Genomic DNA, 26,324 nt, shown 5'->3' on the forward strand with positions numbered 1-26,324 from the left:
TGGCCCCGACCGTCCCCCCGTGGACGGTCGGGGCCACTCCGCCGTGCCCGGCATCACCCCCGGAAATGCCGGGTTCCACTCTTGAGCCGGAGCGCGAGATCAACAAGGCTTGGGGCCTGTCCCGGACATGTCCCAACCCTGTCCGGCGGAAGGGAAGAGGCGCGGATGACACCGGGGCGGCACACCCCTGACCCGCGGGAGGCACACACCCCCGCCGAGTTCCTCGCACGCCTCCAGGCCCTCAAGGACTGGTCGGGCCTGACCTACCGCGAGCTCTCGGCCCGGGCGGAGGTACGCGGGGACGTCCTGCCCCGGTCCACCGTGGCGAACATGCTGGCCCGCGCCACCCTGCCCCGCGAGGAACTGCTGGTCGCCTTCGTCCGTGCGTGCGGGGCGACGCCGGGCGAGCTGGCGGAGTGGCGGACGGTACGGACGGAGCTGGCGGGACGGGGGGTGGACGCGGCGGCCGAGCCGGACGGGACGGATGACGCGACCGAGCCGGCCGAGGCGGATGCCGTGGCCGAGGCGGCAGAGAGAGAAGCGGGGGAAGGGGTGGAAGCGCCGGCCGCCGGGCCGGCGGCCGATCGCTCGGAGACACCCGGGCCCGCTGACACACCCGATACGGCAGAGGCGACCGGCCCGCCGCCCTCCTGGCCCACCGCCGCACCGCCGGCCCGGGGCCCGGCCGCGCCGCGACCCGGGACCCCGTCCCGTATACGGCGTGCACTCGTCGCCACGATCGCGGTGGCCGGGCTCGTCCTCGCCGGGGTCAGCGTCGTCGCCTTCCTCCGCGACGGCCGCACCGGCCCCGCCGGTCAGTCACCCCGTACCGCCCCCGCCCCCACCGCTGTCGCCCCCGCCGCCGGGGACGTACGCATCCGGGTGATCGGCACCGACTTCTGTCTCGGCGAGCGGCGCGGGACCCGGACCGGGCAGGTCCATCAGCTGCCGTGCGCCGAGTCGGGCTACCCGCTCTACTCCCTCGCGGCGGTGGGCTCCGGCCGGTGGAGGATCGTCTCCGACCACCCCGAGTTCGGCCCCGGCTGCTCCGGCATTCCTTCCGGTGGCCGGATACCCGACTCCGCGTACGAGGACTCCGAGTGCGGGGACCCCAGCCGGGTCGAGGCCTTCGCCCTGGAGCCGTACGGCACGCCCGAAGGCCCCGTCCGGGGCTACCGGATCGTCCCGGTCGGCTCCGCGACCCGGGGCACCTGCGTCACCGTCGTCGGCGACCGCGGGGCCGCCGGGGCGCGGCTCACCCAGGCGGCCTGCGCGCCGGACGCGGCGGGCCAGCTGTTCTCCTTCGAGCGGCGGGACTGACCGGGGACCGGGACTCAGGACAAGGCCCCGGGGGCCGGGGGCGGGGGCCGGGCTCAGCTCGGCCCGCCTCGGCCTCTAAGGGGTCTCCACCAGCCGGGCCCTGAGCGTCTTCACCACCGACGGGTCGAGCCCGACGTGGCCGGTGACGTACGCGTCCACGGAGCCGTACCGTGCGCGCAGGTCCGCGAGGAACAGCCGGATGATGTCGGCGGGTGCCCGGCCGTAGCCCGGCCAGCGCAGTTCGCGGCCCGGGTGCGAAGCCCGCCAGTCGGCGATCAGCCGCTCCGTGGCCAGCTCGGTGAGTGCGAAGTCCGCGAGGATCTCGTCGTCCGGGACGCCGAGGAGGGCGAGGACGACGGCGGCGAGCAGCCCCGTACGGTCCTTCCCGGACGCGCAGTGGAAGACGAGCGGGCCGTCGGCGGAGGCGATGACCTCCAGGGCCGTACGGAGTTCCACCGCGCCGTCCTCGGCCACCTCGGCGAACCGGTCGGCGAGGTAGCGCCAGGGGTCGAGGTCCGGGTCGATCTCCGCCTGGTCGTAGGGGCGGTGCTCGATCGAGAGGTTGTGCCAGGAGACGTCCTCGGTCTCCGGGAGGCGGCCCTTGGCGGCGATCTCCCACGGGTAGCGCAGGTCGATCACCGTGGCCACGTTCAGCGCGCGGAAGCGCTGCAGATCGGCGGGGGCGGCGTCCGTGAGCTTGGCGAGGGAGTCGGAGCGGTAGAGGGTCTCCCACCGCACGGTCCCGCCGTCGGCGGTCCGATAGCCGCCCAGGTCACGGAAGTTGTGAAGTCGTTCGAAGGGTATGTGTCGTCTCACCACGCCAATGTACGGGCCCGGGGAAGCGAGTTCCGGGAGTCCCGGAACCGGCCGGGGCCTCCTAGGAGCCGACGGCGGCCCAGAAGTGCCCGGTGATGTCGTCGAGGTACGCACGCCCCTCGTCGCCGGTGGCGCCCGATGCGCCCCAGCTGCTGGTCGCCGCCATCCGGGCGTGGTAGTCCGTGTGCAGCCGCTGCAGGGCGAACTCCAGGGCCTGCTTGGGCAGCGGCAGCATCTTCACGGCCGGTTTCACGTAGGCCTGCCAGCGGGTGGTGGCGGCGTCCCGCAGCAGCTCGGCGAGGCGCTCGTCGCCGCCGGTCGCGGTGATCAGGGCGCGCGGGCCGAGGCCGAGGACCTCCGCGAGGGTGGCCGTCTGGCGTTCGGTGCCGCGCCAGCGGCCCTCGTCCTCCATCCGCTGGTACGCGTGGGCCGCGACGCCGACCCGCCGGGCCAGCTCCTCCGCGGCGAGCCCGCGCGCCATCCGGTGCTCGCGCAGCGTGGAGGCGGCGGCGATCAGTTCGGCGGGGGCGCACCACAGGACGCCCGCGAGGGCGGTGAGCTCCTGCTCGCCGGGGGCGGCCCGGCCGCGTTCCCAGGCGACGACGGTGTCGGGGTTGACGAAGAGGCCGTACTGCGCGCGCAGGCCGTACGCGACATGACCGGGGGTCATGCCGAGGGCCTCGCGCAGGCGCCGGGCGGCCAGGGCGTTGAAGGGTGGTGAGGGTTGGTGCACCCGGCCACCGTAGGTGCGGAGGGTGACGGCTGGCTACGGTGCGTTCACCCAAGGTGGGGAGTCGTAGGAACGTGGGAACCGATCAGTAACCGGGCGTGGTCACCTTGGAAACGATCAGTGACCGGGCGTGGTGGCCTTCGGAAATGATCAATGGCTGCGGGGCGGTCGCCGGGGGGCCGGTCACCGGCCCCGTGCCGGGCCGTCGATCCAGCGGTACTGGAGTTCCGGCCGCCCGATCTGACCGTACTGCGGGGCGCGTACGGCCCGGCCCTCGGTCACCAGGTGCTCCAGGTAGCGGCGCGCGGTGATCCGGGAGATCCCCACCGCCGTGCCGGCCTCGGCGGCGGTGAGCCCGGCCGGGGTGGACCGGAGGGTACGGGTGACGGACTCCAGGGTGGGCGCGCTCAGGCCCTTGGGGAGGTTGGTGGGGTGCGGGGCGCGAAGGGTGGCGAGCGCGCGGTCGACCTCGTCCTGCCCGGAGGCCTCGCCGGCGGTCGCCCGGAACTCGGCGTACCGGGCGAGGCGGTCCCGCAGGGTCGCGAAGGCGAAGGGCTTGAGGACGTACTGGACGACACCGAGCGAGACGCCCTCGCGGACGATGGCCAGGTCGCGGGCGGAGGTCACCGCGATGACGTCGGCGGAGTGCCCGGCGGCGCGCAGGGCACGCAGCAGCTGGAGGCCGTGGCCGTCGGGCAGGTAGAGGTCGAGCAGGATGAGGTCGACGGGCGTCCGTTCGAGCACGCGCACGGCGGCGGCGCGGGAGTGGGCGACGCCGACGACCGTGAACCCGTCGACCCGCCCGGCGTAGAGGGCGTGGGCGTCGGCGGCGACGGGATCGTCCTCGACGACGAGCACCCGCAGGGGCAGCGCACTCACGAGATCACCTCCGAAGCACCCGAGTCCCGGCTCGGTACGTCGTGGTCCGGCGGGGTGGCCTCCGTCGTGCCTTCGGCCCCCGGTCCCGCGGCGGACTCGCCCTCCCTCGGCAGCGGCGGCGCCGCCGGCAGTCGGGCCGGAAGCGGCAGCCGTACCGTGAACTCCGCGCCGCCCTCCTCCGCGTCCGTGACGTCCAGCGTGCCCGCGGCGCGTGAGACCGCCTGGCCCACCAGGGCCAGGCCCAGGCCTCGGCCCGGGCCCCGGGTGGTCCAGCCTCGGCCCAGGACCGCGTCCCGGTCGGCCGGACGGACGCCGGGGCCGCTGTCGCCGACCCGGAGCAGCAGCTCGCCGTCGCCCGTGCGGGCGGCGACCGTGACCGTCACGCGCGCGTGCGGGGTGCCGCCCGCCGCCTCCACCGCGTTGTCGATGAGGTTGCCGAGGATCGTCACCAGGTCCCGGGACGGCAGGGTCGCGGGTACCAGGCCGTCGTCGATGCGGCTGTCCTCGGTCAGGACCAGCTCCACACCCCGTTCGTTCGCCTGCGCCGCCTTGCCGAGCAGCAGCGCCGCGAGCACCGGCTCCCCGACGGCGTCCACGACCCGGTCGGTGAGCGCCTGGGCCAGCTCCAGCTCCGCCGTCGCGAACTCCACGGCCTCGGCCACCCGCCCCAGTTCGATGAGCGAGACGACCGTGTGCAGCCGGTTCGCCGCCTCGTGGGCCTGCGAGCGGAGCGCCTCCGTGAACCCCCGCTCCGAGTCCAACTCGCCGGACAACGCCTGGAGTTCCGTACGGTCCCGGAGCGTGGCGACCGTGCCGCGCCGCTCCCCGCCCACCACCGGCCGGGTGTTGACCACGAGGACCCGGTCGGCAGTCAGATGCGTCTCGTCGACGCGTGGCTCCGAGGAGAGCAGCGCGCCCGTCAGCGTCGCGGGCAGTCCGAGCTCGGCCGCCGGACGGCCGACGACCCCTTCGTCCAGGCCGAGGAGCTCCCGCGCACCGTCGTTGATGAGGGCGATCCGTCGCCGTCCGTCGAGCATCACGAGCCCTTCGCGGACCGCGTGCAGCGCGGCCTCGTGGTAGTCGTGCATCCGGCTCAGCTCCGTCGCGTTCATGCCGTGCGTGTGGCGGCGCAGTCGCGCGTTGACCACGTACGTCCCCGCCCCGCCGAGCGCGAGCGCCGCCCCCGCCATGCCGAGCAGCGCGACGACCTGCTCCCGTACCTGCTCGCTGATCTTGTCGATCGTGATGCCCGCGCTGACCAGGGCGACGACCCGGCCGCCGTCGAAGACCGGCGCCACCGTCCGTACGGAGGGGCCGAGCACGCCCAGGTGGGTCTCGGAGTAGGTCCGGCCGGCCGCCGCCTCCTCGATGTGACCGAGGTACGTGCGGCCGATCTGCTCCGGCTCGGGGTGGGTCCAGCGGGTGCCGTCCGGCGCCATGATCACCACGAAGGCCACGCCCGCGTGCTCGCGCAGCGCCTCGGCGTACGGCTGGAGCTCCGCCGTCGGGTCGGCGGAGCGGGCCGCGGCGACCACGGACGGGGAGTCGGCCACGGCTGCCGCGGTCGCGGTGGCCTGGCGCCGCGCGGTCTCCTCGGCCTGCGTCAGGTCCGTGACGTACGCGAAGACCGCGCACCCCGCCACGACGACGGCCACGAGCACGACCTGCATCGCGAAGAGCTGGCCGGCCAGGCTGCGGGGGTGGGGGAGGGGGAAACGCATGCGGGTAAGTGTGCACGTGGGAAGGTGCGCCGAGGCGTTGCGTTCCCGAATCGTTCCCTCCCGCCGCCCAGGTGCGTACGGGCCGGTCGTGAACGAAACGTACGTAACCGTGACCTCGGTCACAGGCTGATGGATGCTCGCGGAGTCCACCGGGACGTGGGCACCCATCAGCACGAGGAGGACCCCGTGGCAGCACGACGGGACCGTACGCACTATCTCTATCTGGCCGTCATCGGAGCCGTACTGCTCGGCATCACGGTCGGATTCCTGGCGCCCGGAGTCGCCGTCGAGCTGAAGCCGCTGGGCACCGGCTTCGTCAATCTGATCAAGATGATGATCTCGCCGATCATCTTCTGCACGATCGTGCTCGGCGTCGGATCGGTCCGGAAGGCCGCGAAGGTCGGCGCCGTCGGCGGCCTCGCCCTCGGCTACTTCCTCCTCATGTCGACCGTCGCACTCGCGATCGGCCTCGTCGTCGGCAACATCCTGGAGCCCGGCTCCGGGCTGCACCTCACCAAGGAGCTGGCCGAGGCCGGCGCCAAGCAGGCCGAGGGTGCGAGCGAGTCCACGCCGGACTTCCTGCTCGGGATCATCCCCACGACGATCGTCTCCGCCTTCACCGAGGGCGAGGTCCTCCAGACCCTCCTCGTCGCGCTGCTCGCCGGCTTCGCGCTCCAGGCCATGGGCGCGGCGGGCGAACCGGTTCTGCGCGGGATCGGGCACATCCAGCGGCTCGTCTTCCGCATCCTCGGCATGATCATGTGGGCCGCCCCGGTCGGCGCGTTCGGCGCGATCGCGGCCGTCGTCGGCGCGACCGGCGTCGACGCCCTCAAGTCCCTCGCCGTCATCATGATCGGCTTCTATCTGACCTGCGCGATCTTCGTGTTCGTCGTGCTCGGGACGCTCCTCAGGCTGGTCGCGGGGATCAACATCTGGACGCTCCTGAAGTACCTGGGCCGCGAGTTCCTGCTGATCCTCTCCACGTCCTCCTCGGAGTCCGCGCTGCCCCGCCTCATCGCGAAGATGGAGCACCTGGGCGTCAGCAAGCCGGTCGTCGGCATCACCGTGCCGACCGGCTACTCCTTCAACCTCGACGGCACCGCGATCTACCTCACGATGGCCTCGCTCTTCGTCGCCGAGGCGATGGGCGACCCGCTCTCCGTCGGTGAGCAGATCTCGCTCCTCGTCTTCATGATCATCGCCTCGAAGGGGGCGGCGGGCGTCACCGGCGCCGGTCTCGCCACCCTCGCGGGCGGACTCCAGTCGCACCGGCCCGAGCTGGTCGACGGAGTGGGCCTGATCGTCGGCATCGACCGCTTCATGAGCGAGGCGCGCGCCCTCACCAACTTCGCGGGCAACGCCGTCGCCACGGTGCTCGTCGGCACGTGGACGAAGGAGATCGACAAGGAGCGGGTCACCGAGGTCCTCGCGGGGCGGGTGCCCTTCGACGAGAAGACCCTGGTCGACGACCACGCCCCGGCCCCGGTCCCGGACCAGCGGTCCGAGGAGGGCGAGGAGAAGGCCCGCGCGGGCGTCTGACGAACCCCCGCGCCTCCGGGGCCCCTGGAAATTCGCCCTTCCGGAGCCCCAGGCGTTCCGGGCCCCTGGGTCACCGACCCCCGGGCCCCTGGGCCACCGCCCCCCCCGGGCCCCTGGGTCACCGACCCCCGGGCCCCGACCCCCGAACCCCGAGTCCCGGGCCTTGAGCCGGATCCGGGCCTCGGGAGAGGGACGGTCCCGACCGCCGCCGCGGCCGGGACCGTCCCTCTCGTGTTCTCCGTACCGTGACCCGTTACTGCTGGATCGGGTGTCCGTCCGTGCCGCAGACGTAGCCCGCGTTGATGCAGTCGGCGACCCGGCGCCCCAGCTCGCCCTCGTCCCAGGCGTTGAAGAAGTCGCCGTGGAAGGTGTAGCCGGGCGCGTCGGTCACGTTCGTCCCGTTGCGGGTGCCCGCCAGGCTCAGCCCTCCGCCGTTCACCGGCCAGGTGATCAGCAGTTCCAGGCGCGGCACCGGGACAGGGTGACTGGCCGGGCAGCTCGGCCCCGCCGCGTACGCCATGTGGTCGCGGTGGTTGGGGCTGTCCAGGTTCTTCCCGTCCCAGCAGGTCGGGAAGTCCAGGTAGTTCTCCAGCCTGGTGCCCTGCGGGCAGTTCATGAAGTCCCGGCCGGACTCCGGCCGGCCCACGCAGGACCAGCGCGCGGCCGGGTTCTGCTCGGGTCCGGCGGCCAGCGCGTTGCCGACGACGTAGCGCAGTCCGCGCGGGTGCGCGACGGCGCGGGTGTGGTCGGTGATGCCCTGGTATTAGACGGTGACGCGCTCCGGGGCGACGGGCACGCCGTTCTGGTAGAGGGTAGGGGTCCAGTAGGAGGAAAGATCCGTCTGCGGGGTGCAGTTGGTGGTTCCGGCCGCCAGCGACTGGAGCGTCGAGGAGGCGTTCGCCGTCCTGTTCCCGTAGAACTCGTGGATGTGCGAGCGGCCCGCCTGTCCGGGGAAGATGATCGGGTCGTCGCCCCGGCGGTGGCTGGAGAAGCAGTCCGCGCGGAACTCCGAGCCGCGCACCGGGGCCGCGGCCTGGGCGACGATCGCCGCCTGCTGGGCCTTCGTGTACGTGTACTGGTGGGCTGCGTGGTTCGAATGGGCCGAGTGGTCCGTCCGGGCGGTCGTGCACCCGGCGGTGGCCAGGACCACGACGGCGCCCGCGCCCGCCAGCAGCCTGCGGATCAGGTTCATCTCGCCGCCCCCGCTCAGCCGAAGGGGATGCGGACGACGGACTGGTTGCCGATGCCGAGCGTGCTGGGCCCGTTCCCGATCGCGTTCCACACCTCGACGCGGACCCTGCCGTTCACCAGGTCGCCGTGGCTTCCCGTGGCCGACTTCAGACCGCGTGCCTGGGTGTAGTGCTCGTAGCCCGGTGCGGGATCGGTCGCGAAGTACTGGTACGTCTCCGTCCGCTCCCAGCTCCCGTCGCCGGTGCGGTCGTAACTGACCCGCACCTGCTGACCGTTGGCGACGACGGTGCCCGCGTCCACGAACAGGTCGAACTGGGTCGAGCCGCCGTTGTGCGTCCGGGTGATCGGCCCCGAGGTGAAGACCTGCGGGTTGGCCGGGGTGCCGTCGTGGTTGGCGCCGCCCGCCGAGGCCAGCGACACCGTCGACGCCGTGGCCGCGTCCCCGGCGCCGCCGCCCGTCCGCAGGTACAGCTGCGAGGAGCCGGCCGGCGGGGGAGTGGTCGGCGGCGTCGTGGGCGGGGTGGTCGGGGGCGTCGTCGAGCCGCCGCCCTTCGTCCACACCGCCACGTAGTCGACGAGCATCGGCCGCCCCGGCGCGGTCGCGGCGGTCGGGGTCCGCCCGGCGAGGGCGTCGGGGAAGGCCCCGCCCATGGCCACGTTGAGCAGCAGGAAGTACCCGGCGTGGCTGGTCATGTCGGCCCAGGTCTGGGCGCCGACCCTGGCCTCGTTCACGCTGTGGAAGAGCTGGTCGTCCACGTACCAGCGCAGTTCGTTCGGGGAGGTCGAGCGGTCCCACTCGAAGCGGTACGTGTGGAACGCCGACTGGCAGCTCGCGCCGGGGCAGGCTCGGTTGGCGCCGATGCCCGTCGTCTCACCGCACGGACCGCCCGGGTTGACTCCGCAGTGGAGCACGCCCCAGACGGAGTTGATGCCGTTGACGTTCTCCATGATGTCGAACTCGCCGATGCCGGGCCAGTTCCAGTAGTTGCCCCGGTAGGGCGAGCCGAGCGCCCAGAAAGCGGGCCAGTAGCCGAGGGCCGCGTCACCGGTGACGTTCGGCATCTGGATGCGGCCCTCGATGCGCAGGGTGCCGCCGGCAGGCGCCTTGAAGTCGGCGCGCCGGGTCTCGATACGGCCGGAGGTCCAGTTTCCGGCGCCGTCCCGGAGCGGGGTGATCCGTAGGTTGCCGGTGCCGTCGAGGCGCAGGTTGTCGGGGCTCGCGGTGTAGTTCTGGATCTCTCCGGTGCCCCAGTTGCCGGGCCCGCCGGGGTAGGCGTGGCCGGTGTCGATCTGCCAGTCGGCGCCGTTCGGCAGGGCGCGGTCGGGGCCGTTGAAGTCGTCGCTCCACTGGAGCGACCAGCCGGGGGCGGGCGGGACGGCGCCGTTGGCGCTGCCCGCTCCGCCCAGGCCGATGAGGGCGCCGGCGGTGAGGACGCCGGCGAGGAGTGAGGCGAGCAGGGGGGTGCGGGGCATGCGTCTGGCGCGGCTCGGGGAATGCAAGGGGAACACCTCCGGGGGATGACGCGCGGGGTGTGCGCAGTCTGAGAGCGCTCTCAGAGCGCTCTCAGAAAGCTTTTGTAGTTGGAGACACCGGCCCCGTCAATGGGTCCGGTGCCTTCGGTTACTGAACGACCAGTCGGGACAACTCCTCCGGAGAGAGCAGGAGTTCGGCGGCCGCCGCCGAGTCCCGCGCCGTCTCCGGACGGCTCGCCCCGGGGATCGGAAGCACCGTCTCCGACCGTGCGAGCAGCCAGGCGAGCGCCACCTGCTGCGGGCTGACCCCCCGCGCCCGCGCCACCCGGTGGAAGCCCCCGAACTCAGGGTCCTCCTCCTGGGCGGAGGACCCGTCCAGGGAGCTGCGCGAGATCCCGCCCAGCGGACTCCACGGCAGGAAGGCGAGGCCGAGCTCGGCGCAGAGCCGTAGCTCCGCCTCGCTCGTGCGGACCGCCGGCGAGTAGCGGTTCTGCACGGAGACCAGCCGGTCGCCCAGGATCTCGCGGGCGAGCAGGATCTGCGCCGTGTCCACATTGGAGATCCCGGCGAGCCTCACCGTGCCCGCGTCCAGCAACTCCCTCATCGCGCCCAGGGATTCGGCGTACGGCACGGACGGGTCCGGCTTGTGCAGCTGGTACAGGCCGATCGGCGCGGATCCGAGCCGTCGCGCCGACGCCTCCGCCGCGCGCCGCAGATGCTCCGGCCGCCCGTCCACCGTCCAGCCGCCGTCCGCCGTACGGCCCCGCCCGCCCTTCGTCGCCACGAGCACGTCGTCCAGGCGGCCCCCGTACGAGGCCAGGGCCCTGGCCACGAGCAGTTCGCCCTCACCGGGCACGCCGCTGGGCGGGTGGTAGGAGTCGGCCGTGTCGAGCAGGGTCACCCCCGCGTCGAGGGCCGCGTGCACGGTGGCCACGGCCCGTGCCTCGTCCGGCCGGCCCTCGATGGAGAGCGGCATCGTGCCCAGCCCGACCGCCCCGACCCGTACGTCCCCCAGCATCCGGAAGCGCGTCACTCCGTCACCTCGCCGACGGTCTCGGCCACGGCGTTCGTGAGCCATGCGGAGGAATGCGAGAAGGAATAACCCAGGCCGACCGCACGGGAGTTGTCCATCCCGTACGAGCGGGCGAAGGAGAAGGGCGATATCTCGCCGACCTCCACCTCCTGGAAGACCGTCCGGCCGCCGACCCGCTTCTCGATCTCCGCGCAGATCTCGGCCGTGGTCAGCGGCCCGTGGGAATGGGCGTTCACCGGACCGCCGAACTCCGCCTCGACCGCCCAGGCGAGAAACGCGGCGATCTCTTCCACGTACACATAGGTCGCCGGACGGTTCACCACCGGTACCGCGATCGGCTCGGCCGCACGGATGCGCCGTGCGTAGTGGTCGAGCCGCCCGGTGAAGTCGTCGGCGCCGCCCAGCACATGGGCCACCCGCACCGACGTCCACGCGAACGGCGAACCCGCGGCTGCGAAGACCGCCTCGGCCTGCCGCTTCCCCTCCCCGTAGTGCGCCTCGCGGAACTCCGGGTCGTCCCAGGCCGCGCCGGTGTCGACGGTGACCGCGCCCAGGTCCAGGACGTCCTCGGCGACGGGTACGGCCGAGTCCTCGTACTCGTACACCTCCACCGTCGACGTCATCACATAGCGCCGGGTGCGCGTCGCGAAGACGCGTCGGGCGATCTCCGCCTGGCGCGGGGTGTAGCAGACCTGGTCCACGACGACATCGAAGGAACGGCCCGCCAGAACGGATTCCAGTGCGGCCTCGTCGTCGCGGTCGGCGACGAGATGCTCGATTCCCTCAGGGGCACCGGAAGAACCCCGATTGAGGATCGTGACCCTGTGCCCGGATTCCCGCAGCAGGGCGATGAGCCGCTTTCCGAAATAGCGGTTCCCGCCGATGACCAGAACGTCCTTCATTCCCAACTCCCTTGTCTCACAGGACAAGTGTTACGTTGATCGTTCGCCTTCTGAAGGGGGAAACATGGGAGTCCAGGCAGTCGTACCGAAGGAACCACGGCATTCACGGTCGGCCACCGACGAAACCTCGGCGGCCGCTTTCGACGCCGTCGACCGGCAGATCCTGGACCTCCTCCAGAGCGACGGCCGCATCAAGCTCAGCGAGCTCGGCCGCCGCGTCCGGCTCAGCCCCGCGGCCGTCACCGAGCGGGTCCGCCGCCTGGAGGCGAGCGGCGCGGTCACCGGTTACGGCGCCCATGTCTCCCCGGCCCGCCTCGGCTACGGCATCCAGGCCTTCATCCGGGTGAACCCGCACGGCGGCTACACCCTGAAGCATCCGCGGACCCTGGAGCTGATCGCGCGCCCCGAGATCCTGGAGGTCCACCACGTGGTCGGCGAGGACTGCTGGATCCTCAAGGTCGCCGTCACCGACACCATCCACCTCGAAGACGTCCTGGAGCAGACCTCGGCGCTCGGCCGGACCACGACCTCGATCGTGCTCTCCTCCCCGGTGGATCGGAAACCGCTGCTGCCGCCCGCACCCGCCTGATCCCTTGCCCTGACGTCGGCGTCAAGGCTTACGGTCGGGGACATGCGCATCGGAGAGCTGGCCGAGCGGGCCGGAACCACGACACGGACTCTGCGGTACTACGAGTCCCGGGGGCTCCTGACCGCCCGGCGCACGGAGCAGGGCTATCGCACGTACGACGAGGACGACCTGCGGCTCCTCCAGCAGATCAGGACCCTGCAGGACTTCGGGTTCGAGCTGGAGGAGACGCGGCCGTTCGTCGACTGCCTGCGCGCCGGACACCCGGCGGGGGACGCCTGTCCCGCGTCGATCGCCGTCTACCGGCGGAAGGTCGCCGAGCTGGACGGGCTGATCGCACAGCTCCAGGCGGTACGCGCCGAGGTGGGCGCCCAGCTGCTGCGGGCCGAGGCGGAGCTGCCGCACGGCCCGGAGCCCCGGTGCGAGCTCGGTGCGGAACTCGGTGCGGAATGGGACACGGAAGCAGCGGGAACGACGGAGGGACGACGGAGATGAAGACGTACGCGCAGGATGTGGCCGAGGTCACGGACGCGGACTTCGGTACGGAGGTGCTGGCCGCCGAGCTGCCGGTCCTGGTGAAGTTCACCGCGGTGTGGTGCGGGCCGTGCCGGCAGCTGACGCCGGTGCTCGCCTCGATCGCCGCGGAGGAGTCGGAGCGGCTCCGGATCGTGGAGATCGACGTCGACCGGAACCCGGAGACCACGGTGAAGTACGGAGTCCTCGCGACCCCGACCCTCATGGTCTTCCGGGCGGGCGAGCCCGTGAAGTCGATCGTCGGCGCCCGCCCGAAGCGCCGCCTCCTGCAGGAGCTGGAGGACGTCCTGGCCTAGCCGGCTGTGCCGGCCCGACGGCCGTACCGGCAAGGGGCGCGGGCCCAGGGGGTGCCTTGCCGATCAGGCCGGGCTCGCGGCCGCGGGCCAGAGCTCGGTGCCGTGAGCCCCGACCAGGGCCTCGATCCGGCCGAGGACCGCGTCGGCCGGCCCGGCGTCCAGCCGGCGGCCGTCGCGCAGCCGCAGGGCGACGAGGTCGTCGACGGCCTCCCTGGCACCCACGACCGCCTGGTACGGCACGAGCCGGGCCGCCCGGATCCGGGCGCCGAGGGTGCCGCGTTCGGGGCCGGCCACCTCGGCCCGCAGACCGCGCTCGGCGCACCGCGCGGCGAGCGCGTCGGCGTGCGGGAGCTCGGCCTCCGAGACGGGCAGGATCACCAGCTGGACGGGGGCGAGCCAGGCGGGGAAGGCACCGCCGTGCTGCTCCAGGAGATGGGCGACGGCCCGCTCCACACTGCCGATGACGCTGCGGTGGATCATCACCGGCCGGTGCTTGGCGCCGTCCGCGCCGATGTAGTGCAGATCGAACTGCTCGGGCTGGTGGAAGTCGATCTGCACGGTGGACAGGGTGGACTCGCGCCCGGCACCGTCGGCGACCTGGACGTCGATCTTCGGCCCGTAGAAGGCGGCCTCGCCCTCGGCGGCCTCGTAGGGCAGCCCGGAGGCGTCGAGCACCTCGCGGAGCAGGGCGGTGGACCGCTTCCACAGCTCGGGGGCGGCGACGTACTTCCCGCCGGGGCCGGGCAGTGAGAGCCGGTACCGGACGGGGACGATGCCGAGCGCCTCGTACGCCCGCCGGATCATCTCCAGTGCCCCCGCGGCCTCCCCGGCGACCTGCTCCAGGGTGCAGAAGAGGTGCGCGTCGTTCAGCTGGATGGCCCGGACCCGGGTGAGCCCGCCCAGGACGCCGGAGAGTTCGGAGCGGTACATGCCGCCCAGTTCGGCCATCCGCAGCGGCAGTTCGCGGTAGCTGTGCGGGCGGGAGCGGTACATGAGCGCGTGGTGGGGGCAGAGGCTGGGCCGCAGGACGAACTGCTCGCCGCCGAGCTCCATGGGCGGGAACATGTCGTCGCTGTAGTGCGCCCAGTGCCCGGAGATCTCGTACAGCTCGCGCTTTCCGAGGACCGGCGAGTACACGTGCCGGTAGCCGGCCCGGCGCTCGGCACCGTGGATGTACTCCTCCAGGGCGTGCCGTACGACGGCGCCGTCGGGCAGCCAGTACGGCAGTCCGGAGCCGATCAGCGGGTCGGTGTCGAAGAGGTTCAGCTCGCGGCCGAGCTTGCGGTGGTCGTGCACGGTGGTCTCCTCGCGGTCGGCGGGCGAGTGACCGCAGGACGAAGCCCCGGGGCACTCGCCCCGGGGCTTCGTCACTGGAACTGGTCAGCAGTCAGCGCGCCGGGACACTCTCCGGCGTCGTCGTCTTCATGGCGGCGCGCTTCATGCGGGTGACGGTAGCAAGGGGGCGGCGCGGGGCGCACGTCAATTCCGCACCGGCGCATGCGGTCACCAGGGCACACAGAAATACCCCGACTAGAATTGACAGTCGGGGTATCGCATCACATATATTGATGGATTCCGTGTCCGGAAACATCACGGACACAGAGAAGTTCAATAAACGCACTGTATCGCGCCGGGAGTCGAATTGTCAACCGAGGAATTTCGGAACGAGCAGCAATTCATCAACGATCTGTACACGCGACTCGACGATCTGAGGGACCAGGCCGAGGCCGCCGTCGAGCGGGCCCTGCGTACCCCCGGGGCCGGCAGCAACCAGGGGCGGCTCGAGCGCGACGTCATGGTCGCCGAGCAGTCGGGGCTGCTCGCCGCGCTCAACGCGGGGGAGAGCGGGCTCTGTTTCGGCCGCGTCGTCTTCAAGGACGGGCGCGACCACCACATCGGCCGGCTCGGCATCCGCGAGGACGACCCGAACCGCACGCCGCTGGTCGTCGACTGGCGCGCCGAGGTCGCCCGCCCCTTCTACCTCGCCACCGGGTACGAGCCGATGGGGCTCTCCCGCCGCCGGCACATCAGCACCCTCGGCCGTACGGTCACGGCGCTCCACGACGAGGTCCTCGACCTCGGCGACGCCACCCGCACCGGCCACGAGAACCGCGACGCCGACGAGGTGCTGCTCGCCGCGCTCGACGCCGCCCGCACCGGCCGGATGCACGACATCGTGCAGACCATCCAGGCCGAGCAGGACGGCATCATCCGCTCCCCGCACCGTGGGGTCCTGGTCGTCGAGGGCGGCCCCGGCACCGGCAAGACGGCGGTCGCGCTGCACCGGGCCGCGTACCTCCTCTACGCGCACCGCGAGCAACTCGCCAAGCGGGCCGTCCTCATCGTCGGCCCCAACCCGGCCTTCCTCGGCTACATCGGCAACGTCCTGCCCTCCCTCGGTGAGACCGGCGTCCTCCTCGCCACCCCCGCCGAGCTGTTCCCCGGCGTCCGCGCCACCGGCACCGACACCCCCCGCGCCGCCGCCGTCAAGGGCTCCGCCACCATGGCCGGGGCGCTCGCCGCGGCCGTACGGGACCGCCAGCAGGTCCCCGAGCGCGGCGAGCCGCTGATCGTCCCGCACGAGGACGGCGACCTGGTCATCGACTGGGACATGGCCCTGGAGGCCCGCCACAAGGCCCGCGAGACGGCCCTCCCGCACAACCTGGCCCGCCCCTACTTCGTCTTCCGGATCCTCGACGCGCTCGCCGAACAGCTCGCCGACCGGATCGGCGCCGACCCCTACGGCGGCCCCAACTTCCTCGGCCCCGACGACATCGCGCTGCTCGCCAAGGGCATCGCCGGCAACCCCGAGGTGTACGCGGCGATCGACACCCTCTGGCCCGCGCTCACCCCCCAGGACTTCCTCGCCGACTACCTGGCCGAGCCCACCCACCTCGCCGACGCGGACGCCGGCGCGATCCGGCGCGACGGTCACGACGACGGCGCCTGGACTCCCGCCGACGTACCGCTGCTCGACGAGGCCGCCGAGCTCCTCGGCGAGGACGACTCGGCCGCCCGCGCAGCCGAGGAGGCCGAACGGCAGAAGCAGATCCAGTACGCGCAGGGCGTCCTCGACGTCTCCTACGCGTCACGCACCTACGAGTTCGAGGACAAGGAGGAGTACGACAAGGACGCCTCCGAGGTCCTCTCGGCCCACGACATCATCGACGCCGAGCGCTTCGCCGAGCGGCACGAGGAGGCCGACCACCGCACGGCCGCCGAGCGCGCGGCCGCCGACCGCTCCTGGGCCTTCGGGCACATCATCGTCGACGAGGCGCAGGAGCTCTCCGCGATGGCCTGGCGGCTCCTCATGCGCCGCAGCCCCAACCGGTCGATGACCCTGGTCGGCGACCCCGCCCAGACCGGCGACCCGGCCGGCGTCGGCGCCTGGGAGCGGATCCTCGCCCCGTACGTGGAGGACCGCTGGGAGCTGGTGCGCCTCGGCGTCAACTACCGTACGCCCGCGGAGATCATGGCCGTCGCGGCCGAGGTGCGACGGGCCGACGACCCGGGATTCGAGCCGCCGAGCTCGGTACGGTCCACCGGCGTGGAGCCCTGGGACCGGACGGTCGACGACCCGGTGAAGGAGGCCGCCGACGCGGTCGCGACCGAGCTGCGCGCCGACGGCAGGATCGCCGTGATCGCCCCGCCGGAGCTGCACCCGGGCCTGATCGCGGCCCTGCCGGAGGCCGCGTACGGTCAGGCCCCCGACCTCACCCGGCCGGTGGTGCTGCTCGACCCCCGGCAGGCGAAGGGCCTGGAGTTCGACACGGTCCTGGTCGTCGACCCGGAGGGCATCGTGGCCGGTGCCGCGCACGGGACGAACGACCTGTACGTGGCGCTGACCCGGGCGACCCAGCGGCTCGGGATCATCCGGTCCGCAGCTCGCAGCTGAAGAGCCGCGCGCCGTCCTGGTATCCGGTGACCTCGAAGGCCCTCGGTGTCCCTGCCGTGCTCGCGGGCTCAGCCCGGAGCAGGCAGGGGCCGCCGTCGAACTCGGCGTACCGGTGGAAGGTGATCCGCAGGGCGGTCGGCAGGCAGGGGAGGGGCCAGAGGGCGGCGGAGGCGGCCTGCCGGGCGGCTTCGAGGAAGAGCATCCCCGGTATGTGATCGTTGGGGCGCTGGAAGAGGGTGGGGTGACCGGTGTCGACGACCAGTTCCCAGACCCCCTCCCGGCCGGTCGGGCCGAGGAGGACGTCCTCGGGCCCGGACCGCCCCACGAGCGGCGCCGGCGCCCGGTGGGTCCACGGTCCGGGGTGGACCACCCCGGGCTCGACGCGCCCGCCGCGCAGTCTCCGGTAGGCGGCGGGACCGGCGAACCGTGCGTGGGCGCCGCCGGTCGCCACCACGCGTTCCGCACGCCGTACGGTCCACTCGACGCGCATCTCGGTCAACTGATCGCCGCGCAGGAGGCGTTCGGTGAACCGGACCTCGATGTCCGGCTCGTCGCCGACGACCGTGAGGCCCGTCGGGTCGCCGGTCAGGGAGATCTCGCTCAACAGCATGTGCCGGGTCAGCGGAACCCCGTGAGCCGTGTGCAGGAGGGCCATCGTGGCCTGCCGTAAGGTCTCGACGACCAGGAGCGGGTCGTGACACCACCCCGCACCCCGGCGGACCGGGGTGAAGAACGGGTGGTCGGTGGGCCAGACGGCCCGCACCGCGAAGCGGTCCTTCCCGTCGAGCGGTCGCCACTCGACGGGAAAGGTGTCCTCGCTGCGCATGCGATGGCAGAGCTGCGGCGACAGGTGTCGCTCGACGGTGTCCTGCATCATGTCCCCGCCCATCTGGACCTGTTGGCCTGATCCGGAGAGCGAAGATAGCCGAACACCGAGCGGGATGCCCGAACAGGTGAACGATCAACTGAACGAACGTCAATTCTCGGACAGGTAGAGTCCTTTACTGCCCACCAGGGCTCAGGCAGGCCGCAGCCAGACCGTCGCGAGCGGCGGCAGCGTCATCCGGATGCTGGCCGAACGCCCGTGGTACGGCACCGACTCCGTCTTCAGCGGGTCACCCCCCACCACGTCCCCGCCGCCGTACCGGCCGGCGTCCGTGTTCAGGACCTCCGCCCACGCCACCACCGCGTCCGGCACGCCGAGCCGGTAGTCGTGCCGTACGACCGGCGAGAAGTTCGAGACCGCGAGCAGCGGCGAGCCGAACGCGTCGAAGCGCAGGAACGCGAAGACGTTGTCCTCGGCCGCGTCCCCGACCACCCACTGGAAGCCCTCCGGGACGGTGTCCCGCTCCCAGAGCGAGGGCGTCGCCCCGTACACCGTGTTCAGGTCCCGGACGAGATCCCGCACCCCCCGGTGGTCCGGCTCCGCCCCGTACGCCGGGTCGAGCAGCCACCAGTCGGGCCCGTGGTCCGCCGACCACTCCCCACCCTGCGCGAACTCCTGTCCCATGTAGAGCAGTTGCTTGCCCGGATGCGCCCACATGAAGCCCAGATAGGCACGGTGGTTGGCACGCTGCTGCCACCAGTCGCCCGGCATCTTCGACACCAGCGACCGCTTGCCGTGCACGACCTCGTCGTGGGAGATCGGCAGGATGTAGTTCTCGCTGTACGCGTACACCATCGAGAAGGTCATCTCGTGGTGGTGGTACTTGCGGTGCACCGGCTCCTTCTGCACGTACTCCAGGGAATCGTGCATCCAGCCCATGTTCCACTTCATGCCGAAGCCCAGACCGCCGAAGCCGCCCGGCCCCACCTGGTCCGTCGCCCGCGTGACGCCGTCCCAGGCCGTGGACTCCTCCGCGAAGGTCACGACCCCCGGGCAGCGCCGGTACACCGTCGCGTTCATCTCCTGGAGGAAGGCGACCGCGTCCAGGTTCTCCCGGCCGCCGTGCTCGTTCGGCAGCCACTCGCCGTGCTCCCGCGAGTAGTCCAGGTAGAGCATCGACGCCACCGCGTCCACCCGCAGACCGTCGATGTGGAACTCCTGGCACCAGTACACGGCGTTCGCCACCAGGAAGTTCCGCACCTCCTTGCGGCCGTAGTCGAACTCCAGGGTGCCCCAGTCGGGATGGTGCGAGCGGCGCGGATCCTCGTGCTCGTACAGCGGCCGCCCGTCGAATTCGGCCAGCGCCCAGTCGTCCTTCGGGAAGTGCGCGGGCACCCAGTCCATCAGGACCCCGATCCCCGCCGCGTGCAGCGCGTCGACCAGGAACTTGAAGTCGTCGGGAGTGCCCATCCGGGCCGTCGGCGCGTAGAAGCCGGTGACCTGGTACCCCCAGGAGCCACCGAAGGGATGCTCGGTGACCGGCATCAGCTCCACGTGCGTGAAACCGAGATCACCCACGTACGCGGGAAGCTGCTCCGCCAACTGACGATAGGTCAGGCCCGGCCGCCAGGACGGCAGGTGCACCTCGTAGACGGAGATCGGCGCCTCGTGGTGCGGGCGCGCCCCGCGCCGCGCCATCCACTCGGCGTCGTCCCACGTGTAGTGCGACGCGGTGACGATCGAGGCGGTGTTCGGCGGGCACTCGGTACGGCGGGCCATCGGGTCCGCGCGGACGGTGTGCGTGCCGTCGGGCCGCGTGATGTCGTACTTGTAGACCGCGCCCTCGCCGACCCCCGGCACGAACAGCTCCCACACACCCGTCGAACCCAGCGAGCGCATCGGCAGCCCCGTGCCGTCCCAGTGCGTGAAGTCACCGGTGACCCTGACACCCCGGGCGTTCGGCGCCCAGACCGCGAAGCGGGTGCCGGCCACTCCGCCGTGGGTCATGGCGTGGGAACCGAGGGCCGTCCACAACTCCTCGTGGCGGCCCTCGCCGATCAGATGCAGGTCGAGGTCGCCGAGGGAGGGCAGGAAGCGGTACGGGTCGTGTACGGCGAGCTCGTCGGGCCCGTCGTAACGGACGAGCAGCTCGTACGCGGGAACCTTGCGGAGGAGCGGAAGCAGCCCGGAGAAGACCCCGTCGCCCTCATGCGTGAGCGGGAACCGCTTGCCCTTGCTGACGACCGTCACCTCCCTCGCCCACGGGCGCAGCACCCGGACCACCACGCCACCGCGCACCGGATGCGCGCCGAGCACACCGTGCGGGTCGTGATGCTCCCCGGCGAGCAGCCGGGCCCGGTCACCCGGATCGAGCGGTGGCGCCTTCCGGGGCGCCGGGGGCTTGGCGGACTTGGTGCTGCTGCGGGCCGACTTGCCTGCGGGGCGGGCGGTCACCGGGATGCCTCCTATGGGGTACGGGGGTACGGATGGGCAACGGTGTCGAACGGGGACGGGACACTCGGCCGAACGGGGGCGGGTGGGGTTGACGCAGCTGGGGGCCTTGCCGACGAACGGGCACTGCTCCGAACGGGGCGCGCTCCCGGACCCACCCCGACGGGGACAGGCGCCCGCGTCGACGGGGACCCGCGGCCCCCGCCGGGACCCGTGCGCAGCGCCCCGTTGGGGCTGCGCCCCCGCCCCCCCGTTGTGGGCAATCGTTCCTCCCCCAGACTCCGTCCGGGGGGACCCCCAGGGGGGAACGGGTGGGCACAACGGAACGGCGCCCCTTGCCGGGCCCAGGCTTCCGCGCCCTGACCCGCACCACAGGTGCGGGCCACTGCTGGTGCGGGTCCGGGCACAAGGAGCGGAGGCGCCGCCAGGCGCGCCGTCCCGTGTGCCCACCCGTCCCTCCCCCAAGGACTTCGTCCAGGGGGGACCCCCATGCGGGACGATTGCCCACACGGCGGGGGCGGGGGCGGACGGAGCGCCCGCAGGGCGTCGGGCGAAGCCCGTACGGGCGGGGCGGCGGCCCGCGCGCGCGGCGGGCCGCAGGGTGAGGGTCGCGCGCGGGGGGTCGTGGGGTTCATTGGGGGGCCGACAGGCGTTCGATGGCGGACATCGGGACCGGGAGCCAGTCCGGGCGGTGGCGGGCCTCGTAGACGACCTCGTAGACCGCCTTGTCCGTCTCGTAGGCGCGGAGGAGCGCGGGGTCCGTGCGAGGGTCCTCGCCCGCCGCCTCCGCGTAGCCCGTGCAGTACGCCGCCCGGCTCCGCGCCGCCCAGTCCGCGTTCCACGGCCGGTGCGTGCGGGCCGCGTAGTCGAAGGAGCGGAGCATGCCGGCGACGTCCCGGACCGTGGGCTGGGGGCTGCGCCGTTCGTCCAGCGGCTTCGCCGGCTCGCCCTCGAAGTCGATGACGGCCCAGCCGCCGTCGGATCCCCGCAGGGTCTGTCCGAGGTGCAGATCGCCGTGGATGCGCTGGACCAGTCCGTCACCGGTCGTGCCGCTCGCCGCCGCGAAGACGGCGCGCAGGCCCGGGACGTACGGCAGGAGCGCCGGGACCGCCTGCGCCGCCGCGTGCAGGCGGCGGTCCATCGCCGCGGCCAGTTGCTCCGTCTCGGAGCGGCCGAGCCGACGGGTCGGCAGTGCTTCCGCGAGGGCGAGGTGGACTTCGGCCGTGGCTCGGCCGAGTGCCCGCGCCTCGGCGGTGAAGTCCCGTCCGTCGGCGAGTGCGTCGAGCGCGAGCCGCCATCCGTCGCGCGAGTCGCGGAGGTACGGCTGGAGGACGCCCAGGGTCGCCGCCCCGCTCTCGAACCAGGCGACCGGGGCCGGGACGCGGGCGCAGCCGGCGCCCGCGAGCGCGAGGGGCAGTTCCAGGTCCGGGTTGGCCCCCGGGCTGACCCGGCGGAAGATCTTGAGGATGAACGAATCTCCGTACACCAGGGACGAGTTGGATTGCTCCGCGTCCAGCATGCGGGGGGCGAGGGCGGGCGGCAGTGTCGTCGTGGCGTGGAAGCGCAGGGGGCCGGTCCGGCCCGGGGTGCGCAGCCGCTCGTAGAGGAGGCCGGCGAGCCGCGGGTCGCGCAGCCCTTCGTACACGGCGCGTCCGGCGAGCGGTCCCTGCCGGATCCGTCCGATCAGGGCGGGGGCGAGGCGGGGCGGGAGCTGGGTCCGTACGCCCAGGAGCAGTTGGTAGCAGTCGGCGGGTGCGCCGGCCGGGCGGCCCGGCTGTTCGACCCGTACGAGCAGATGGAGGAGACCGGGTCCCGTGCCGTCCAGGGGCAGCAGCTCGGTGGCCGCTTCCAGCGTGAATCCGGTGACCCGGCGGCCCTTGCCCGCGAACCAGCGCTGCCGTGGCAGCCATTCGTGGAGCAGGGGGGCGAGGGACGGAAGGAGGGCGTCCGGGGCCCGGGTGGTGGATGCGGTCTCCGGCATGGCATCGCGTCCTTTCCCCGGGGCGCGCAGTTGGCTGTCGTATGCGTTCAAATGCGCAGAGTGTCCCGGATGGCGGCTGGGGCTGTCCGGATGTGCGGGACGTGTCGGAGGGGGAAGATCCGTATGGGCCCGGCAAGAAGGCCCGTATGGACCTGAATCGTGCGGTGGAACGTGTGTGGGTCACAGTGCCCGGAGTGGGACGGGAGGAAACCGTCCCACCACGGACGAATCCGAACTGACCGCGGGTCAGCCCTTCTTGAGACGGAACCAGTAGAAGCCGTGTCCCGCAAGGGTCAGGAGGTAGGGGAGCTGGCCGATGGCCGGGAATGTCACCCCGCCGATCAGCTCGACGGGCTGGGTGCCGTCGAAGCGGCGCAGGTCGAGTTCGGTCGGTTGCGCGAACCGCGAGAAGTTGTTCACGCAGAGGACCAGGTCGTCACCGTCTTCCCTGAGGAAGGCGAGCACCGCCGGGTTGGACGCCGGGAGTTCGGTGTACGTACCCGTGCCGAACGCCCGGTTCTGCTTACGGATCTCGATCATCCGTTTCGTCCAGTGCAGCAGTGAGGACGGCGAGGCCATCCCCGCCTCGACATTGGTCACCTGATAGCCGTGGACCGGGTCCATGATGGTCGGCAGGTAGAGGCGTCCCGGGTCGCAGGACGAGAAGCCCGCGTTCCGGTCGGGCGTCCACTGCATCGGGGTCCGCACCCCGTCCCGGTCGCCCAGCCAGATGTTGTCGCCCATGCCGATCTCGTCGCCGTAGTACAGCACCGGCGAGCCGGGCAGCGAGAAGAGCAGCGCGGTGAACAGCTCCATCTGCTTGCGGTCGTTGTCGAGAAGCGGGGCGAGGCGGCGCCGGATGCCGATGTTGGCCCGCATCCGCGGGTCCTTGGCGTACTCGGCGTACATGTAGTCGCGCTCTTCGTCCGTGACCATTTCGAGCGTGAGCTCGTCGTGGTTGCGGAGGAAGATGCCCCACTGGCAGCCGGAGGGGATCTCCGGGGTCTTCGCCAGGATTTCCGAGACCGGGTAGCGGGACTCGCGCCGCACGGCCATGAAGATCCGCGGCATGACCGGGAAGTGGAAGGCCATGTGGCACTCGTCGCCGCCGGAGCGGAAGTCGCCGAAGTAGTCGACGACGTCCTCCGGCCACTGGTTGGCCTCGGCGAGCAGCACCGTGTCCGGGTAGTGGTCGTCGATCTCCTTGCGGACCCGCTTGAGGAAGGCGTGGGTCGCGGGGAGGTTCTCGCAGTTGGTGCCCTCCTGCTGGTACAGGTACGGCACCGCGTCGAGCCGGAAGCCGTCGATCCCCAGGTCCAGCCAGAACTTCAGCGCGGACAGGATCTCCTCCTGCACCGCCGGGTTCTCGTAGTTGAGGTCGGGCTGGTGCGAGAAGAACCGGTGCCAGTAGTACTGCTTGCGGACCGGGTCGAAGGTCCAGTTCGAGGACTCGGTGTCGACGAAGATGATCCGGGCGTCCGCGTACTGCTTGTCGTCGTCCGCCCAGACGTAGTAGTCGCCGTACGGCCCCTCCGGGTCGCGCCGCGACTCCTGGAACCACTCGTGCTGGTCGCTCGTGTGGTTCATGACGAAGTCGATGACCACGCGCATCCCGCGCTGGTGGGCCGCGTCGACGAACTCCACGAAGTCGGCCAGGTCGCCGAACTCGGGGAGCACCGACGTGTAGTCGGCGACGTCGTAGCCGCCGTCCCTGAGCGGGGACTTGAAGAACGGCGGAAGCCATAGGCAGTCCACGCCCAGCCACTGGAGGTAGTCCAGCTTGGTCGTGATGCCCTTCAGATCGCCGACGCCGTCCCCGTTGCTGTCCTGGAAGGAACGGACGAGGACCTCGTAGAAGACCGCCCGCTTGAACCAGTCGGGATCGCGGTCCTTGGCGGGGGTGTCCTCGAAGGTGTCGGGGACGGGCTCGTTGACAGTCATGATGTGGGTGACCCTCCGGTCTGCGGGGACGGTCGCAGGACGAGGACGTGCGCGGGTGTGACACCCGGCTCTAGGCGCACGTAGCTGGCCCTGCCCCAGTGATAGGTCTCGCCGGTGAGCTCGTCGCGCACCGGCACGGTCTCGTGCCAGTCGAGGCCGAGTTCCGGCATGTCCAACGAGAGCGTCGCCTCCTGGGTGTGGTGCGGGTCGAGGTTGACGACCACCAGAACGGTGTTCGAACCCGACCGCTTGCTGTACGCGATCACCTGCGGGTTGTCCGTGTCGTGGAAGGTGATGTTCCGCAGCCGGCGCAGGGCCGGGTGGCGGCGCCTGATCCGGTTCAGGGTGGTGATCAGGGGAGCGATCGTCGTCCCGGCCCGTTCCGCCGACTCCCAGTCGCGCGGCCGCAGTTGGTACTTCTCCGAGTCGAGGTACTCCTCGCTGCCGTCCCGCAGCGCGGTGCCCTCGCACAGCTCGTACCCGGCGTACATGCCCCAGGAGGGGGAGAGCGTCGCCGCGAGCACCGCGCGCGCCTCGAACGCGGGCCGGCCGCCCTCCTGGAGGTAGGCGTGCAGGATGTCCGGGGTGTTCACGAAGAAGTTCGGCCGCATCTGCGCCGCCGTCTCGCCGGACAGCTCCGTCAGGTACTCCGTGAGCTCCTCCTTGGTGTTCCGCCAGGTGAAGTACGTGTACGACTGCTGGAAGCCGATCGCGCCGAGCGTCCGCATCATCGCCGGCCGGGTGAAGGCCTCCGCCAGGAAGATCACGTCCGGGTCGGCCCGGTTGATCTCGCCGATCACCCGCTCCCAGAAGACCACCGGCTTGGTGTGCGGGTTGTCGACGCGGAAGATCCGTACCCCGTGGTCCATCCAGTGACGGAGGACCCGCACGGTCTCCGCGACGATCCCGTCCATGTCGGCGTCGAACGCGATGGGGTAGATGTCCTGGTACTTCTTCGGCGGGTTCTCCGCGTACGCGATCGAACCGTCCGGGCGGTGGTGGAACCACTCCGGGTGCTTCTCCACCCACGGGTGGTCCGGGGAGCACTGGAGCGCGAAGTCCAGGGCGATCTCCAGGCGCAGCTCTCCGGCCCGCGCCACGAAGGCGTCGAAGTCCTCGAAGGTCCCCAGGTCCGGGTGGAGCGCGTCGTGGCCGCCCTCCGGCGAGCCGATGGCCCAGGGCACGCCCACGTCGTTCGGTGCCGCGGAGAGCGAGTTGTTGGGGCCCTTGCGATGTGTCTCGCCGATCGGGTGCACCGGAGGCAGGTAGACCACGTCGAAGCCCATCGCCGCCACCGCCGGGAGCCGCTCGGCGGCGGTGCGGAAGTTCCCGGGGACCGTACGGCCCTTGACCTTCCGTACGCCCTCCGAGCGCGGGAAGAACTCGTACCAGGAGCCGAACAGGGCCCGCTCCCGCTCCACCTGCAGCGGCAACGCGGGGGAGGACGAGAGGAGTTCGCGCAGCGGGTGGCGGTCGAGGGCCTCGGACACCCGGGGGGTCAGCGCCGCCGCGAGGCGTGCCGCGGCCGGCCGGGAGACGTCGCGCAGCGCGTCCGCCGCCGCGAGCACGGCCTCCCGGCCGCCGCCCTTCTTCGGGACGCCCTTCGCGGCCCGCTCGTGCAGCTCGGCGCCCTCGGCGAGGACCAGTTCGGAGTCGATCCCGGCCGGGATCTTGATCCTCGCCGTGTGGCGCCAGGTGGCCACCGGATCGCTCCATGCCTCGACGGTGTACGTCCAGAGGCCCTCGGTGTCCGGGGTGACCTCGGCACCCCACCGGTCGGTGCCCTCGGCCAGTTCGCGCATCGGGGTCCACGGGCCGGGCCGGCCCGACGGGCCGTGCAGCACGACATTGGCGGCGACCGCGTCGTGGCCCTCGCGGAAGACGGTCGCCGTCACCTCGAATGACTCTCCGGCCACCGCTTTGGCGGGGCGCCGGCCACAGTCGACCAGCGGGCGTACGTCCAGTACGGGAATGCGTCCCATGAGCGGATTCACAGCATCACCTGACGGGTTACGGGGGTGCGGGTGGTGGTTGTGCGCTCTTTCTAGCTCCGTCGACGGCCGGCGGGTTGCGGGCATGGCCGCTCCTGTCCGCGTTCACTCGGATGGGGGGTCCATAGGGATGAACAGGGGTCACGGGGGGAGAGGTTCGGGGGGTACCGCAGGAGCCTTCCACGGTCTTCGGGTGGGCAATCCAGGAGCTTTGTTAAC

At 72.0% G+C, this 26,324-nt stretch carries 19 protein-coding genes and 1 pseudogene; 6 read left to right on the forward strand and 14 right to left on the reverse strand.

Annotated elements, in window-relative coordinates; translation table 11 throughout:
• Positions 1-165 precede the first annotated feature (165 nt).
• Entirely contained in the window at positions 166-1,320 is a 1,155-nt protein-coding gene (locus tag OG462_RS29795; protein ID WP_406062282.1) for a helix-turn-helix domain-containing protein, read from the forward strand.
• A 75-nt stretch (positions 1,321-1,395) separates the two neighbouring features.
• Here the strand turns inward: OG462_RS29795 and OG462_RS29800 are convergent, their stop codons facing one another.
• From OG462_RS29800 to OG462_RS29815, 4 genes are all read right to left on the reverse strand, one after another.
• Positions 1,396-2,136 (reverse strand): tyrosine-protein phosphatase, encoded by a 741-nt coding sequence (locus OG462_RS29800; RefSeq protein ID WP_406062284.1) that lies wholly within the window; start codon positions 2,134-2,136, stop codon positions 1,396-1,398.
• Positions 2,137-2,197: 61 nt separating this feature from the next.
• A complete protein-coding gene (locus tag OG462_RS29805; protein ID WP_406066776.1) occupies positions 2,198-2,806 on the reverse strand; it encodes a helix-turn-helix domain-containing protein in 609 nt (202 codons plus the stop codon).
• Between the two features lie 243 nt (positions 2,807-3,049).
• Complete coding sequence (locus OG462_RS29810; protein ID WP_406062286.1) at positions 3,050-3,745, reverse strand: response regulator; 696 nt, start codon at positions 3,743-3,745, stop codon at positions 3,050-3,052.
• On the reverse strand, positions 3,742-5,466 hold the full coding sequence (locus OG462_RS29815; RefSeq protein ID WP_406062288.1) for an ATP-binding protein: 1,725 nt from the start codon (positions 5,464-5,466) through the stop codon (positions 3,742-3,744). The genes OG462_RS29810 and OG462_RS29815 overlap by 4 nt, the downstream gene beginning before the upstream one ends.
• Positions 5,467-5,595: 129 nt before the next feature.
• On the opposite strand from OG462_RS29815, the gene OG462_RS29820 reads away from it, so the two are divergent.
• Positions 5,596-7,005, forward strand: a complete 1,410-nt coding sequence (locus OG462_RS29820) for a cation:dicarboxylate symporter family transporter (RefSeq protein ID WP_406062290.1) — start codon at positions 5,596-5,598, stop codon at positions 7,003-7,005.
• Positions 7,006-7,258: 253 nt separating this feature from the next.
• Here the strand turns inward: OG462_RS29820 and OG462_RS29825 are convergent.
• The 4 genes and pseudogenes from OG462_RS29825 to OG462_RS29840 form a co-directional block, all read right to left on the reverse strand.
• Positions 7,259-8,197, reverse strand: a pseudogene (locus OG462_RS29825) (DUF1996 domain-containing protein).
• A gap of 14 nt (positions 8,198-8,211) precedes the next feature.
• Positions 8,212-9,669, reverse strand: coding sequence for a glycoside hydrolase family 16 protein (locus tag OG462_RS29830; protein WP_406062291.1), 1,458 nt, complete (start codon positions 9,667-9,669; stop codon positions 8,212-8,214).
• Positions 9,670-9,817: 148 nt separating this feature from the next.
• Positions 9,818-10,687 (reverse strand): aldo/keto reductase, encoded by an 870-nt coding sequence (locus OG462_RS29835; RefSeq protein ID WP_406066777.1) that lies wholly within the window; start codon positions 10,685-10,687, stop codon positions 9,818-9,820.
• 11 nt (positions 10,688-10,698) lie between these two features.
• Positions 10,699-11,604: an NAD-dependent epimerase/dehydratase family protein gene (locus tag OG462_RS29840; protein ID WP_406062293.1), complete on the reverse strand. Its 906-nt coding sequence runs from the start codon at positions 11,602-11,604 to the stop codon at positions 10,699-10,701.
• A 64-nt stretch (positions 11,605-11,668) separates the two neighbouring features.
• Here OG462_RS29840 and OG462_RS29845 point away from each other — a divergent pair, with 64 nt between their 5' ends.
• The 3 genes from OG462_RS29845 to OG462_RS29855 are packed head-to-tail and all read left to right on the forward strand — an operon-like array spanning position 11,669 to position 13,020.
• Positions 11,669-12,193: an Lrp/AsnC family transcriptional regulator gene (locus tag OG462_RS29845; protein WP_406062295.1), complete on the forward strand. Its 525-nt coding sequence runs from the start codon at positions 11,669-11,671 to the stop codon at positions 12,191-12,193.
• Positions 12,194-12,235: 42 nt separating this feature from the next.
• Positions 12,236-12,685 (forward strand): MerR family transcriptional regulator, encoded by a 450-nt coding sequence (locus tag OG462_RS29850; RefSeq protein ID WP_406062297.1) that lies wholly within the window; start codon positions 12,236-12,238, stop codon positions 12,683-12,685.
• On the forward strand, positions 12,682-13,020 hold the full coding sequence (locus tag OG462_RS29855; RefSeq protein ID WP_406062298.1) for a thioredoxin family protein: 339 nt from the start codon (positions 12,682-12,684) through the stop codon (positions 13,018-13,020). Before OG462_RS29850 ends, OG462_RS29855 begins: the two co-directional genes overlap by 4 nt.
• 63 nt (positions 13,021-13,083) lie before the next feature.
• Here OG462_RS29855 and thrS read toward each other — a convergent pair whose 3' ends face one another.
• Positions 13,084-14,316, reverse strand: coding sequence for a threonine--tRNA ligase (gene thrS / locus OG462_RS29860; RefSeq protein ID WP_406062300.1), 1,233 nt, complete (start codon positions 14,314-14,316; stop codon positions 13,084-13,086).
• 346 nt (positions 14,317-14,662) lie between these two features.
• Here thrS and OG462_RS29865 point away from each other — a divergent pair, with 346 nt between their 5' ends.
• On the forward strand, positions 14,663-16,915 hold the full coding sequence (locus OG462_RS29865) for a HelD family protein (RefSeq protein ID WP_406062301.1): 2,253 nt from the start codon (positions 14,663-14,665) through the stop codon (positions 16,913-16,915).
• On the opposite strand, the gene OG462_RS29870 is transcribed toward OG462_RS29865, so the two are convergent.
• From OG462_RS29870 to OG462_RS29890, 5 genes are all read right to left on the reverse strand, one after another.
• The gene (locus OG462_RS29870) at positions 16,890-17,792 is read right to left on the reverse strand and encodes a ScbA/BarX family gamma-butyrolactone biosynthesis protein (RefSeq protein ID WP_406062303.1); all 903 of its coding nucleotides are present in this window, start codon (positions 17,790-17,792) and stop codon (positions 16,890-16,892) included. The two genes, OG462_RS29865 and OG462_RS29870, sit on opposite strands and share 26 nt — an antisense overlap.
• Positions 17,793-17,933: 141 nt before the next feature.
• Complete coding sequence (glgB, locus tag OG462_RS29875) at positions 17,934-20,195, reverse strand: 1,4-alpha-glucan branching enzyme (RefSeq protein ID WP_406062304.1); 2,262 nt, start codon at positions 20,193-20,195, stop codon at positions 17,934-17,936.
• A gap of 628 nt (positions 20,196-20,823) precedes the next feature.
• Positions 20,824-22,173: a maltokinase N-terminal cap-like domain-containing protein gene (locus OG462_RS29880; protein ID WP_406062306.1), complete on the reverse strand. Its 1,350-nt coding sequence runs from the start codon at positions 22,171-22,173 to the stop codon at positions 20,824-20,826.
• A 246-nt stretch (positions 22,174-22,419) separates the two neighbouring features.
• Positions 22,420-24,114 (reverse strand): maltose alpha-D-glucosyltransferase, encoded by a 1,695-nt coding sequence (treS, locus tag OG462_RS29885; RefSeq protein WP_406062308.1) that lies wholly within the window; start codon positions 24,112-24,114, stop codon positions 22,420-22,422.
• Positions 24,111-26,096 (reverse strand): alpha-1,4-glucan--maltose-1-phosphate maltosyltransferase, encoded by a 1,986-nt coding sequence (locus OG462_RS29890; protein ID WP_406062310.1) that lies wholly within the window; start codon positions 26,094-26,096, stop codon positions 24,111-24,113. Before OG462_RS29890 ends, treS begins: the two co-directional genes overlap by 4 nt.
• Positions 26,097-26,324 lie beyond the last annotated feature (228 nt).

The organism is Streptomyces sp. NBC_01077 (assembly GCF_045162855.1).
Lineage (GTDB): Bacteria > Actinomycetota > Actinomycetes > Streptomycetales > Streptomycetaceae > Streptomyces.